This is a genomic window from Ochrobactrum sp. PL_is501 (genome assembly GCF_055816895.1).
The window spans coordinates 196,573-209,866 of the sequence record NZ_JBVPGR010000037.1 but is presented as its reverse complement, the minus strand read 5'-3'; the positions used below and the strand labels follow the sequence as shown (position 1 = coordinate 209,866).

The 13,294-nt window shown below is 56.3% G+C and carries 13 protein-coding genes and 1 tRNA gene; 8 read left to right on the top strand and 6 right to left on the bottom strand.

Translation table 11 applies throughout. From position 1 onward, the window contains the following. Positions 1 to 51: 51 nt before the first annotated feature. On the top strand, positions 52 to 1,197 hold the full coding sequence (locus AC0TOF_RS16910; RefSeq protein ID WP_473769089.1) for a CaiB/BaiF CoA transferase family protein: 1,146 nt from the start codon (positions 52 to 54) through the stop codon (positions 1,195 to 1,197). A 146-nt stretch (positions 1,198 to 1,343) separates the two neighbouring features. Here AC0TOF_RS16910 and AC0TOF_RS16905 read toward each other — a convergent pair. The 4 genes from AC0TOF_RS16905 to folE form a co-directional block, all read right to left on the bottom strand. Next, positions 1,344 to 1,428: transfer RNA gene (locus AC0TOF_RS16905), tRNA-Leu, on the bottom strand. 307 nt (positions 1,429 to 1,735) lie between these two features. Further along, positions 1,736 to 2,683 carry a patatin family protein gene (locus tag AC0TOF_RS16900; protein WP_122003397.1) on the bottom strand — a complete coding sequence of 316 codons (948 nt, stop codon included), beginning with the start codon at positions 2,681 to 2,683 and terminating at the stop codon, positions 1,736 to 1,738. 224 nt (positions 2,684 to 2,907) lie between these two features. Then, positions 2,908 to 3,333, bottom strand: a complete 426-nt coding sequence (gene hisI / locus AC0TOF_RS16895; RefSeq protein WP_473769088.1) for a phosphoribosyl-AMP cyclohydrolase — start codon at positions 3,331 to 3,333, stop codon at positions 2,908 to 2,910. Positions 3,334 to 3,352: 19 nt separating this feature from the next. Next, complete coding sequence (folE, locus tag AC0TOF_RS16890) at positions 3,353 to 3,994, bottom strand: GTP cyclohydrolase I FolE (protein WP_122003379.1); 642 nt, start codon at positions 3,992 to 3,994, stop codon at positions 3,353 to 3,355. 258 nt (positions 3,995 to 4,252) lie between these two features. On the opposite strand from folE, the gene AC0TOF_RS16885 reads away from it, so the two are divergent. The 4 genes from AC0TOF_RS16885 (at position 4,253) to thrS (ending at position 8,542) form a co-directional block, all read left to right on the top strand. After that, entirely contained in the window at positions 4,253 to 4,693 is a 441-nt protein-coding gene (locus tag AC0TOF_RS16885) for an iron-sulfur cluster assembly scaffold protein (RefSeq protein ID WP_473769087.1), read from the top strand. Then, entirely contained in the window at positions 4,693 to 5,064 is a 372-nt protein-coding gene (gene yidD / locus AC0TOF_RS16880; protein ID WP_473769086.1) for a membrane protein insertion efficiency factor YidD, read from the top strand. The genes AC0TOF_RS16885 and yidD overlap by 1 nt, the downstream gene beginning before the upstream one ends. A 140-nt stretch (positions 5,065 to 5,204) precedes the next feature. Continuing rightward, complete coding sequence (locus tag AC0TOF_RS16875; RefSeq protein ID WP_473769085.1) at positions 5,205 to 6,419, top strand: serine hydrolase; 1,215 nt, start codon at positions 5,205 to 5,207, stop codon at positions 6,417 to 6,419. A gap of 146 nt (positions 6,420 to 6,565) precedes the next feature. Then, entirely contained in the window at positions 6,566 to 8,542 is a 1,977-nt protein-coding gene (gene thrS, locus AC0TOF_RS16870) for a threonine--tRNA ligase (RefSeq protein ID WP_473769084.1), read from the top strand. A 104-nt stretch (positions 8,543 to 8,646) separates the two neighbouring features. On the opposite strand, the gene AC0TOF_RS16865 is transcribed toward thrS, so the two are convergent. Further along, on the bottom strand, positions 8,647 to 9,582 hold the full coding sequence (locus AC0TOF_RS16865) for a hypothetical protein (protein WP_473769141.1): 936 nt from the start codon (positions 9,580 to 9,582) through the stop codon (positions 8,647 to 8,649). 290 nt (positions 9,583 to 9,872) lie between these two features. Between AC0TOF_RS16865 and AC0TOF_RS16860 the strand changes: the two genes are divergently transcribed. Both AC0TOF_RS16860 and AC0TOF_RS16855 read left to right on the top strand, forming a co-directional pair. Further along, the gene (locus AC0TOF_RS16860) at positions 9,873 to 10,460 is read left to right on the top strand and encodes a nitroreductase family protein (RefSeq protein WP_473769083.1); all 588 of its coding nucleotides are present in this window, start codon (positions 9,873 to 9,875) and stop codon (positions 10,458 to 10,460) included. A 40-nt stretch (positions 10,461 to 10,500) separates the two neighbouring features. After that, positions 10,501 to 11,112, top strand: a complete 612-nt coding sequence (locus AC0TOF_RS16855) for a flavin reductase family protein (protein ID WP_122003385.1) — start codon at positions 10,501 to 10,503, stop codon at positions 11,110 to 11,112. An 8-nt stretch (positions 11,113 to 11,120) separates the two neighbouring features. Here AC0TOF_RS16855 and mazG read toward each other — a convergent pair whose 3' ends face one another. Then, positions 11,121 to 11,945, bottom strand: coding sequence for a nucleoside triphosphate pyrophosphohydrolase (gene mazG, locus AC0TOF_RS16850; protein WP_473769082.1), 825 nt, complete (start codon positions 11,943 to 11,945; stop codon positions 11,121 to 11,123). Positions 11,946 to 12,087: 142 nt separating this feature from the next. On the opposite strand from mazG, the gene galE reads away from it, so the two are divergent. Then, positions 12,088 to 13,095, top strand: a complete 1,008-nt coding sequence (gene galE / locus AC0TOF_RS16845; protein WP_473769081.1) for a UDP-glucose 4-epimerase GalE — start codon at positions 12,088 to 12,090, stop codon at positions 13,093 to 13,095. Positions 13,096 to 13,294 lie beyond the last annotated feature (199 nt).

Below are 13,294 nucleotides of genomic sequence, written 5' to 3'. Positions count from 1 at the left end.
ATTCGGGCCCGTTCGCAGTTCGCGGGCGGGCTTTTTTACAAAGGTTACATCATGCAGAATACACCGCTTGACGGTCTCAAGGTGGTAGAACTGGCGCGCATTCTTGCCGGGCCATGGGTAGGGCAGACGCTGTCCGATCTTGGAGCTGACGTTGTCAAGGTGGAAAGCCCCGAAGGCGACGATACGCGTAAATGGGGCCCGCCATTCATCGATGTGGAAGGCGAACGGTCAGCCGCTTACTTCCACGCCTGCAATCGCGGCAAGCGCTCGATTACAGCGGATTTTCGCACCGACGAGGGCAGGGAACTGGTGCGCCAGCTTGTCGCTGATGCCGATGTCGTCATCGAAAACTTCAAGTTGGGCGGGCTCGACAAATACGGCCTCGATTACGAGAGCCTGAAGGCCATCAATCCACGCCTGATCTATTGCTCGATCACTGGTTTCGGCCACACCGGCCCCTACGCCGAGCGCGCAGGCTATGATTTCATGATCCAGGGCATGGGCGGAATCATGGATCTCACCGGCGATCCTGAAGGCGAGCCGCAGAAGATCGGCGTGGCCTTTGCCGACATTTTTACCGGGCTTTATAGCGTGATTGCGATCCAGTCGGCGCTCATCATGCGCGAGCGCACCGGCACCGGCCAGCATATCGATATGGCGCTGTTCGACTGCATGTCAGCGGTACTTGCCAATCAGGCCATGAACTATCTGGCGTCGGGCGTTTCGCCAAAGCGCATGGGCAATGCGCATCCGAACATCGCGCCCTATCAGACACTGCCGGTTTCCGACGGCCATTTCATCATCGCCTGCGGCAATGACGGACAGTTCGGGAAACTGACTTCATTGCTTGGCATCGGCAATCTTGCGACCGACGAGCGTTTCGCCAGCAATTCGGCACGCGTCGCCAACCGCGCGGCACTGACGGCCCTTCTGGAAGAAAAGACCAAGACATGGAAGCGTGACGATCTGCTGGCTGAACTTGCCAAAATCGGCGTGCCTGCCGGCCCGATCAACACGGTGGCCGATGTATTCGCTGACCCGCAGTTTGAGGCGAGGGCGATGAAGATCGACCCGCAAGGGGTTCCAGGCTTGCGGACGCCTATTCTCTTCTCGGATGCCGAATTGAAGCTCGACAAGCGTTCGCCAAAGCTTGGAGAACACAGCGATGCGATCCTTTCGGAAATCGGCAAAGGCTGATTGAACGGTTAGCCGCTCTATCGACGCGCTCTTCCTCGAAGGGCGCGTTTTTGTTCGTATGCACTGATGAGAAGTAAAAGTCTCTAATCAAGAAACAACTTTAACCCCTTGCGGGGAAAGCATTTTAAATTGTTCTTGAGAGAAGATGGTGCGGTCGAGAAGACTCGAACTTCCACGGGTTGCCCCACAGCGACCTCAACGCTGCGCGTCTACCAATTCCGCCACGACCGCCCGTGGTAGGAGCCGAACTCCGTCGGCGAGTGGGCATTTAGCAAATCACTTTGGGGTGCACAAGCCCCATCTGCATCTTCCGGCAATCTTTTTGAAAAAGAATGTGAAAAAGCTGCTGCTTACTCAACCCCGACAACGGCGAAACCCCGATTTTCCGGGCTTTTTCAAAGACTTCCACAATTCAGAAAAACTTCTAAAAAACTTCGTTGAAGGGACGTGTGGCAAGCAACGAAAGAGCGCGAGGGAGCAATATGAAGCGAATCCGGCGAATCCGATTCAATCGGATTCGTTTGGGCTGCCGAAAAACTCAGCTCGCGATGCCCTGCAGCCGCCTGATATCCTCCAGGCGCTTCAATGTTTCTGTATATCCCGCGTCGATTGCCTCGGATGCGCGATGGAAATCGGCGAGCCCGATCTGCCCCACAGTCGGCATGAGCATGACATCCGGCGGGTCGCCCGCCATGCGGGCACGCGAAATGCGGTCCTGGATAATGTTGAAGGCTTCCATCATCACCCCGGTAATGCCGAGACGCGCTTCTTTTTCTCCATGAATGGCGTCGGCAAGCCCTTCCTGGCGTGATTGAGCATGTTTGATGACCGCAGCGCGGCCATACTGGTCATAATGGAGATTGACCGCCAGGACGAGGCGTTGCTCATAGGCACGGCATACGGATACGGGCACCGGGTTAACCAGCGCGCCGTCCACCAGCACGCGCTCCTGCCAGCGCACTGGCTCGAAAACGCCGGGCAGGGCGTAGGAGGCGCGCATGGCCTCTACCAGAGGGCCGGAGGACAGCCAGATTTCGTGACCGGTACGCAATTCGGTGCAGATCGCAACAAAGGGGCGATCCAGTTCCTCAATGCGCAGCCCGTCCAGATGTTCACGCAGACGTCCGTCGAGCTTCATGCCGCCAAACAGTCCGCTACCGCGAAATGTGATGTCGAGAAGATTGAACATGCGCCGTCGGGTGAGACTGCGGGCGAATTCTTCCAGTTCGTCCAGCTTACCGGCCAGATAACAGCCGCCAACAAGGGCACCTATGGAGGTTCCGGCGATCATCTCGATATCGATATTGGCTTCGTCCAGCGCGCGCAGCACGCCGATATGCGCCCAGCCCCGCGCAGCGCCTCCGCCAAGCGCCAAGGCTATCCGGCGCGGCTCACGCTTGGTTTCAGGCTTTTCGACGGTTTCTTCTGCGGGCGGTGCAAGGTCGCTATTCGCAGCCTTCCGCTTCTGCCCCCACGCCAGCATCACGATAGACACCTCTTCGTTTCCGCCTGAAGCAATTCCCGCAAAAGGGCCCAGAAAGCGGGCAAACGGTTTGCGTCAGAAAATGCACAGGCAAATAGCTAAAACGATTCCGACAGTTCCGTTTGGCGGGAACCGTTTCAGGTTAGTGAAACATAGTATCCAAAGAATAAATGCTGCGAATTGATGGCGCGACTCATATTCACGCCATCACATCCTTTTGACCGAGGTTAATGCTCGTGATCGCAAGTGTCTTCCATGGCCAGCGATATATCGCCATTCTCGGAGAGAACCTGCCGATAAAAGCAGGAACGCCGGCCTGTATGGCAGGTCGGGCCGTCGCCAGCGACGTGCACTTTCAGCCAAAGTGCGTCCTGATCGCAATCGGTGCGCAACTCAACCACGCTTTGCAGATTGCCTGACGTCTCGCCCTTCTTCCAGAGCTTTCCGCGTGAACGCGACCAGTAATGCGCTATTCCCGTTTCAAGCGTAAGGCGCAGGGCTTCCTCGTTCATATGGGCGACCATCAGCAATTCGCCGTCCCGCGCGTCGGTGACGACTGCGGTGATGAGACCTGATGCGTCGAAGCGCGGCATAAATGCCGCGCCTTCTTCAATGACCTTCTTGTCGGAAGGCTGGGCTGGAAAAAAGCTCATTGTCCCGATCGCCTGCCGCTTATCTGCGGGTGAGGGTCATGAAACGAACCTGCTCCTCCGCATTCACCTGCATTTCGCCTGTAAATGTGGTGGTGATGGTCGTCGAACCCTGTTTGCGGATGCCACGCATGGCCATGCACATATGTTCCGCCTCAATCATGACGGCAACGCCGCGAGGCTTCAGAATGCGTTGGATGCTGTCGGCGATTTGGGCGGTGATGCTTTCCTGCGTTTGCAGGCGGCGCGCAAAGATATCCACCACGCGGGCAATCTTGGAAAGGCCAACCACCTTATGGTCAGGAAGATAGGCGACATGCGCCTTGCCGATGATCGGCACCATATGGTGCTCGCAATGCGAATGGAACGAAATGTCCTTCACGAGAACAAGATCATTATAGCCGCCGACTTCCTCGAACACCGTGCCGAGGACTTCTTCCGGGCTTTCCGTATAGCCTGCGAACAGTTCCTTATAGGCCTTGGCCACGCGCTTTGGCGTTTCCAGAAGACCTTCGCGCTGCGGGTCGTCTCCGGCCCAGAGCAAAAGCGTGCGTACGGCGGCTTCTGCATCGGCCTGCGTCGGCTTGCCATGCAAAAGAGCTACGTCTGCCTGCTTGTTCGGCAGGCCGGATTCGTCATCTTCTTTGAGGATGCGAGCGTCCATCAGTATTCTCCAGTAGTCTCCTTCAAGGAGGAGACGAGTTAAACGGACAATACAACGATACGCTTTGCGAGCGGGCGATGTATTGATCCGGCGCTTAAGGTCACCGGACAGGTTTTCGTGCGACTGCCCCCGGGTCTGTGCTATTGTTACCCATGGCGCAGACGCTACTTGCCTATTATATAGACAATAATTTGCAACTTCAAACCGCAGCCGGGCGACAAAATTATGTTTTTCTCCGGCACGGCGGAAGGTTCGCCCATGATTGATGACATTTATAACAAACGTATCCTGGAATTCGCCGGAAACATGGAGCGCCTGGGACGTCTTCCGGAGCCCGATGCGGTCGCCAAGGTGCACTCCAAGCTATGCGGATCAACGGTCACTGTTTACCTCAAGATGGCAGACGGGATTGTGACGGATTTCGCGCATGAGGTGAAAGCCTGCGCGCTTGGACAGGCCTCGTCCTCCGTCATGGCGCGTAATATCATCGGCGCCTCGGCGGAGGAGCTGAAAGCGGTTCGCGAGGAAATGTACAGGATGCTCAAGGAAGAAGGCCCGGCGCCGGAAGGACGCTTTGCCGATCTGAAGTATTTTGAGCCGGTACGCGAATACAAGGCACGCCATGCCTCCACGCTGCTTACCTTCGATGCGGTTGTCGATTGCATCCGGCAGATAGAGGAAAAGGCCAAAGCTGCCTGATGTGTGTCTGCGGCAAGGATCATGCGGGCGAGGGCGCGCGGAAGCGCTACAGCCGAAACTTCACCGATGCCTGGCGCAAGACGCCGGGGAGGCTAGTCGGCACGGCATTCGTACGATTCTATCAGGTGACCTTGTCATCCCTGATCGGCAATTCCTGCCGGCATCTGCCGACCTGTTCGGAATATACCTATGAAGCGATAGCCCGCCACGGCCTTTGGAGCGGTGGCTGGATGGGGCTTTTCCGCGTCATGCGCTGCGGGCCGTTCGGAACCCATGGATTCGATCCTGTGCCCCGGACACTTGCCGATGATCTCAAATGGTATCTGCCCTGGCGGTATTGGCGTTGCTCGCAGCCCAACCGTGAATTCTGACAGTTTTTTGTTAGCTGATTATAATTCATTAAGGATATCAACGTTTCATTGAGAATTGGAATTTAAGGCAGTGCTGTGGTCTTTTTCGGGCCGCAATTTGCCTGCATGACCCCTGCGCGTTCCTATTCCTGCGAGCTAATATGCTGAAATCATCGTCCCGTCTTTCGCGTCTCATTGCATCCCTGGCACTCGGTGCGAGTGTGCTTTGTACGTCTGCGGCGATGGCAAGCACCTCCTGGGTGGTTTTCGATGCCGATAGCGGGCGGATTCTCGGCCAGGACGATGCAAATGTGCAGCGCGCGCCTGCTTCGCTGGCGAAGATGATGACGCTTTACCTCGCTTTTGAAGCGCTCAAGACCGGCAGGCTGCATTGGGACGATGCGATGCCGATATCGAAGAACGCCGCTTCGAAGGTTCGCATGAAGCTCTGGCTGAAGCCGGGCGAAACGATCACTGTGCACGACGCCATCTACGGCATGATTGTGATATCCGCGAATGATGCGGCGACGGTGATGGGCGAATATATGGCCGGATCGGAAGCGGCTTTCGGTCGACTGATGACCCAGCGCGCGCGCCAGATCGGCATGAAGAGCACCTTCTTCGTCAATCCCTCGGGGCTGACGGCAAAGGCGACCCAGCTCACCACCGCTCGCGACATGGCGGTTCTTGGCATGGCGCTGCGCCGTGATTTCCCTGATCAATATGCGCTTTTTTCCACGCGCTCCTTCACCTTTCGCGACCGCGTGCTGAACGGCCATAATAACCTGATGTACCGTTATCAGGGGGTGGATGGTATCAAGACCGGCTATACGGATGTATCCGGCTACAATCTTGTTTCGTCGGCCATTATCAATGACAAACACTTGGTTGGCGTTGTTCTTGGCGCAGGATCGGCGCGGCAGCGCGACGACCAGATGGCAAAACTGCTGACACGGTTCAGCAAGGAAGGCGCTGAGCCCGAGGAGCAACTCGTTGCAATGGCCAAGCCGCAGCCTGTCGCGAAGCGAGCAAGTGCTGTTCAGCCGAAAGCTGATTTGGTGGCCGACCTCATCGACGATTCCCGCATCGAGCAGGGCGATGGCGGTTTCCTGATCGCCTCTGCCGCCGGTGCCTCGGCCTGGACAATCCAGCTCGGCGCTCCCCCGACTCTTGCCGGAGCGAAGGAACTGCTGGCCAAGTATCGACCTGCGGTCGACAAGGTCGCACCGGGTTTGAAGGCTGAAATTTCTCCGGCAGAAAAGCGTCGCAAGGTTTATCGCGCGCGTTTTTCCGGTTTCAGAGATTCGGCCTCTGCCGAAAAGGCATGCGCTCAGCTGAAACAGCAGAAGATCGACTGCCTGCCAATTCGGAACTGATTCCTTATTCCCGGCAAAAGCGAGATCAGACGCGGTAAGTCTGTCGCGCTTTACTGGCTGGGGAAAAGAGACTAGAACCCAATCTTCATTTTCATACGCATGAACCCACCCGCAATCGTTGGCGGGACTGGATAAGGATGATCAGAATGTCGAATACCGTTTCCATGCAATTTCCCGATGGCTCTGTGCGTGAATACGACGCGTCGATGACCGGCGCGGCCCTTGCAGAGTCGATTTCCAAATCACTTGCCAAAAAAGCTGTTGCCTATGCCGTCGATGGCACCGTGCGCGATCTTTCCGATCCTCTCGGCGCTTCCGGCAAGATTGAGATTTTGACCCGCGAAGACCCGCGCGCGCTCGAACTCATCCGTCATGATACGGCGCACGTTCTGGCCGAAGCCGTGCAGGAGCTTTTTCCCGGCACGCAGGTTACGATCGGTCCCGTCATCGAAAACGGCTTCTATTACGACTTTGCGCGCAATGAGCCATTCACGCCTGACGATCTTCCGGTGATCGAAAAGAAGATGCGCGAGATCATCCAGCGCAACAAGCCTTTCACCAAGGAAGTCTGGTCGCGTGAAAAGGCCAAGCAGGTTTTTGCCGACAAGCGCGAGTACTACAAGGTCGAGCTGGTGGACGCCATTCCTGCCGGACAGGACCTCAAGATCTATTATCAGGGCGACTGGTTCGATCTCTGCCGTGGCCCGCACATGGCCTCGACCGGCCAGATCGGCAACTCCTTCAAGCTTATGAAGGTTGCTGGCGCTTACTGGCGCGGCGATGCCAACAATCCGATGCTGACCCGCATCTACGGCACCGCATTTGCGAACGATAGCGATCTTCAGGCCTATCTCCATATGCTTGAGGAAGCCGAAAAGCGCGATCACCGCCGCCTTGGCCGCGAAATGGACCTGTTCCATTTCCAGGAAGAAGGGCCGGGCGTCGTGTTCTGGCACGCCAAGGGCTGGAAGATGTTCCAGAATTTGGTGAGCTATATGCGTCGCCGCCTCGATAGCCACGGCTATCAGGAAGTGAACGCGCCGCAGGTGCTCGACAAGTCGCTCTGGGAAACCTCGGGCCACTGGGGCTGGTATCGCGACAACATGTTCAAGGTGACTGTCGCCGGTGAGGAAACCGACGACGATCGCGTGTTCGCGTTGAAGCCGATGAACTGCCCCGGCCATGTGATGATCTTCAAGCATGGCCTCAAGTCCTATCGCGACCTGCCGATCAAGCTTGCGGAATTCGGCAATGTGCATCGCTACGAACCCTCGGGCGCGCTGCATGGGCTGATGCGCGTGCGCGGCTTCACGCAAGACGATGCGCACATCTTCTGCACCGAAGAGCAGATGGCGGCCGAATGCCTGCGCATTAATGACCTGATCCTGTCGGTTTATAAGGATTTCGGTTTCGAGGAGATCACCATCAAGCTCTCCACCCGCCCTGAAAAGCGCGTCGGTTCGGATGAACTGTGGGATCGTGCCGAAAGCGTGATGATGGGTGTTCTGGAGAAAATCCAGCAGCAGTCGAACAACATCAAGACCGGCATTTTACCGGGCGAGGGCGCGTTTTACGGGCCGAAGTTCGAATATACCTTAAAGGACGCAATCGGCCGTGAATGGCAGTGCGGCACCACGCAGGTCGACTTCAACCTGCCGGAACGCTTCGGCGCTTTCTATATCGACAAGGATTCGGAAAAGCGCCAGCCGGTAATGATCCACCGTGCGATCTGCGGTTCGATGGAACGCTTTTTGGGCATCCTGATCGAGAACTTCGCCGGTCACATGCCTTTGTGGTTTGCGCCGGTGCAGGTCGTCGTTGCCACGATTACTTCGGATGCAGATGAATACGCAGCCAAGGCCGCAGCCAAGTTGAAGGCGGCAGGTCTTCAGGTTGCCACCGATCTGCGCAACGAGAAGATCAACTACAAGGTTCGCGAACATTCGTTGCAGAAAGTTCCGGTGATCCTCGTCTGCGGCAAGCGTGAGGCGGAAGAAAATACCGTCAATATGCGTCGTCTCGGTTCGCGGGATCAGGAATCCATGACGCTGGATGAAGCCATCGCGAGGCTGGTGGAAGAGGCGACCCCGCCCGATCTGCTCCGCCTCAAGAATGGTGCTTGATATTTGAGCCTATCCCGAAAAGTGCGAAGCGGTTTTCGGGATGCGCGCTACGAAACAATCAGGCCGCGCAATGCGCGGCCTTTTGTTTTGCGGATGATTAGAACTCAATCCATGCTGTCTGAAACAGACTCGGACTCGCCATTGGCGACGACCTCGACTTCGTCATTCTTGCCGGATGAAACCTTGAAATCCCGCTGATAAATCCGGTCCTTGTTCTTGGCGACCGCAACATAATCGCCCTCGATGAGAACCATCGATGAATAAGCGCCCGCACTTTCGCGCACCACGTCACCAGAAGCGTTCAGGACAGACCATGACGTATCGGCAAGTGCTTCGCCGCCGCGCTCGCGCACAAGCTTCAACGTCACTTCCGCGGCGCGATGCTGAACGGTCGCTTCGGTCAATTTTCCCGCTTCCACCCGAATATCTGCTCGAATGATGGCGTTCGCGGAACCATAATTGGAAACAACGTGATAGGTGCCACTGTTGAGGCGAATGATCGTATTCGGCTTGACGTCGGGGACGATCAGCGAACGGTCATTATTGTCCTCGTCGGCATAAATTGAGAAGCGCAGGAGGTCGTTGTTGATCTTGCCGCCATCGGGCAAGATAGCGCTAAGCTTCATCCCGCCTGCATCCAGCATCATCACTTCATGACGCGTTGCATTTCCAACCGTGATCCGCTTCGTGGCACCCGCACGCCCATAGGCGACATGCACCAGATAGCTGCCTTCCGGCAGATTGAAAACTGCGCTGCCGCCCTGTGCGCTCGCGATAAGCGGTAGCTGCCCGTCGGGGCCGACATCGGGCGAAAACACTCGCCAAACAAGCCCTGCGGGAATGTCTCCGCCATCTTCGCTCAAACGTGCCTTGAGATCGAGTTCACGCGTCTGGACAAGCGGATTGTTCTCCGGACTTGAGGGCGAAGCGTAATTGTTCAGTGTCGGAAGATTGAGCGCCGGTTGCGGCAAGTCGGGCAGTCCGGTCGTGGTGGTCTGCAACTGCGGGATATGTGCCTGCGGATCGAGGCTCTGAGCCATCGTTGGCACTGCACTGACAGCAAGCAAGACCGCTGTCAAAAACGACCCCCCACGCACGGCGATTTTTCTTTTCGGGTAAAACAGGTTCAAGCGATCCGACATGATTATTTTTGAGCCCATGCGGGTGGCGAATTCAAGGCCAAATCGCTTCCGTCACCCCAATTTTTCCAACTTCCCTCAATTGATCCATTCCTGAATTATGACTTTACACTTCGCATGCAACGGGCGAGAAGAGGCAGCCCCAAATAAGTGGAGCAATATAAGCAGCATTTTTAGTGATGAGGTTATCCGTGACCCACCCGGTGTTCGATTTTCTGGCGCAGCGCAGTTCCACCCCGATTTCGGCTATTTCCGAACCGGCCCCCGAGGGCGAGGAACTTGCAGCACTGCTGAAAGTCGCCGCGCGCGTGCCAGACCACGGACGCCTGACGCCCTGGCGCTTCATCCTTTATCGCGGTGACGCGCGCCTTAAAGTCGGCGAGTATCTGGCCCAACGTGCTGAAGAAATCGAAGGTCCAATGCCGGAAGGGCGGAAAGAAAAAGAGCTGACGCGCTTTTCACGCGCACCGCTCGTTATCGGCGTCGTTTCGTCGCCCGTCGCCCATGAACGCATTCCGGAATGGGAGCAATTCCTGTCCGCCGGAGCTGTCGCGATGAACCTTTGCATCGCCGCCAACGCGCTCGGATATGCCACCAACTGGATCACCAACTGGTACTCGGACGACGCGCCCGCCCGTTCTTTTCTGGGGTTGGCTCCCAATGAACGCGTTGCCGGATTCGTCCATATAGGAACGGCAGCGAACAAAATGCCCGAACGCCCGAGAGCTGAGATGGATAAGATTGTTGCCGAATATTCTGGCCCATGGAAGCGAGCCTAGATTCAGCTTTAACAATCCTTGCTAATCAACGGATAAGCATATGTTTTACGAACCGAGGGAAGGGCACCCGCTGCCCCATAATCCGTTCAAGGCAATCGTGGCTCCCCGGCCTATTGGCTGGATAGGGACGCAATCGAAGGAAGGGGCGGTCAATCTCGCCCCCTATTCCTTCTTCAACGCGATCTGCGACACGCCGCCCATGGTCATGTTTTCGTCGAACGGCGCGAAGGACAGCGTTTCGTTCATCGAGCAAACCGGTGAGTTCACCGCCAGCCTGGTGAGCGATCATTTGAAGACACCGATGAATGCATCATCCGTCAACGCGCCGCGCGGCGTCAGCGAGTTTGAATATGCTGGCCTCACCAGAGCACCCAGCAGACTTATTGCAGCTCCACGCGTCAGGGAAGCCTATGCCGCGCTTGAGTGTGTGGCGGTGGAAATCAAGCGATTGCAGGACAAAGAGGGCAGACTAACCGATAATTATATGGTGATTGGCGAAGTCGTCGGTGTTCATATTGATGAACAGGTCCTGACCGACGGTCTCATCGACATCGCGAAAGCGAAGCCCGTCAGCAGGCTTGGCTATATGGATTTCGCCACGACGGAAAGCGTCTATCAGATGTTCCGCCCAAAATGGGAAGACGCAAAATAAGGGCCTGACTACAGCCCCTTTTTCTTCGCTTCGCCCCAAATTGCTTCCATCTCATCAAGGGTCGCGGCATCGAGATCGCTTCCGGTTTCACCGAGCGTCTTTTCGATGAAATGGAAACGCCGCCTGAACTTCTCATTGGCGGCGACAAGCGCGGTTTCCGCGTCTATTTCGAGATGGCGACCGAGATTGACCATGGCAAACAGCAGGTCGCCATATTCCTCTTCGATATCCGCACGTTCTTTCGCCGCCATAGCTTCCTTAAGCTCTGCGGTTTCCTCGGCGATCTTGTCGAGAATTGGTGCAGCTTCAGACCAGTCAAAGCCGACTTTCGCTGCTTTCTGCTGGAGCTTCAGCGCGCGCAGCAGGGCAGGGAAGGCTTGCGGAATATCATCCAGAAAACCGTTCTTCTCGGTCGTTTCAAGCCCGAGTTTTGAGCGTCGTTCGACCCGCTCGGCTTTTTCTTCTGCCTTGATGCGATTCCACGATCCCTTGGCCATGCCAGCGCTTCTGGCTTCGGCATCGCCAAAAACATGCGGATGGCGACGTATCATCTTGCGGGTTATGGCTTCGACAACATCGCCGAATGCAAAACTGCCCTGTTCCTCGGCCATGCGGGAGTGGAAAACCACCTGCAACAGCAGATCGCCAAGCTCTTCGCGCAGATCATCCATGTCGTTGCGCTCTATCGCATCGAGGACTTCATAGGTTTCCTCAAGCGTATAGGGCATGATGGACTGGAAATTCTGTTCCACGTCCCACGGACAGCCGGTTTCGGGATCGCGGAGCGCTGCCATGATCTCGAGCAGACGATCAATATTGCGGGATGGCTTCATCTTCGCTCCATCAAACTTGGCTAATCCATGGCTGTCAATTCCAGAGAATCGCGCCGGATGACTTGAAGTCTGTTGCTGATTTTGCATAGTCAGCCGGGATCGCACATCGGGGCGGCATGTTCAACAAGCGGATACATAAACGATGACAATTCTTGTGACTGGCGGCGCTGGTTATATAGGCTCCCACACTTGCGTGCAGCTCATCGAAGCGGGCCACGACGTTGTTGTGGTCGACAATTTTGATAACAGCCGCCCGGAAGCCCTGCATCGCATCGAACAGATCACCGGGCGGGCACCACGCCGCGAAGCGGGTGATATTCGGGATCGCGCTTTTCTCGAACAGGTTATCCGGCATCATAAATGCACGGCCGTCATTCACTTTGCGGGCCTGAAAGCCGTAGGCGAATCGAACGAAAAACCGATGCTCTATTACGACTGCAACGTGGTGGGCACGCTTCGCCTGCTGCAAGCGATGGAAGCAACGGGTGTCAAGACGCTGGTTTTCAGCTCATCGGCTACGGTCTATGGCGATCCGCAGAAATTGCCGATCACCGAGGATCAGCCGCTGACGGCGACAAACCCCTATGGCCGTACCAAGCTCGTCATCGAAGATATGCTTCGCGATATCTACAATGGCGACAATAGCTGGAAGATCGCCATCCTGCGTTATTTCAACCCGGTTGGCGCGCATGAGAGCGGCTTGATCGGTGAAGACCCGAAGGGCATTCCCAACAATCTGATGCCGATCATCGCTCAGGTCGCCACGGGTCGCCGCGAAAAACTGAATGTGTGGGGTAATGATTACCCTACACCTGACGGCACCGGCGTTCGCGACTATATCCATGTGGTCGATCTGGCTGCAGGTCACCTGAAAGCTCTCAAGAAGCTGGATGAGCCGCAATGCTTTTCGGTCAATCTGGGAACAGGGCAGGGCTATAGCGTTCTCGATGTCGTCAAGGCCTTCGAGCATGTTTCGAACCGCGAGATCAAATATGAGCTTGCACCGCGCCGTCCGGGCGACGTGGCGGAATGCTACGCCGACCCAACTTTCGCGCGGGATTTCCTTGGATGGTCAGCCGAGAAGAACCTCCGGGAAATGTGTCAGGACATGTGGCATTGGCAATCCAAGAATCCCAACGGCTACGAGTGACCTGACAGGGTTTCCGGGACACCCGATTCGAGGCTCTGTCTCGAAGCTGCGTATCGTTTAGGCCTCGGGAGGATTGAAACCCCTCCCGAGAAGTTTATGAACGAGCAAAAGCCTGCTAGCACTTGGAGCGGTTCCTATTTTCACTGAATCACCGGAACCGCTCCAACTATTTGTTTTGTCGCATTTTCAAAGCAAAACC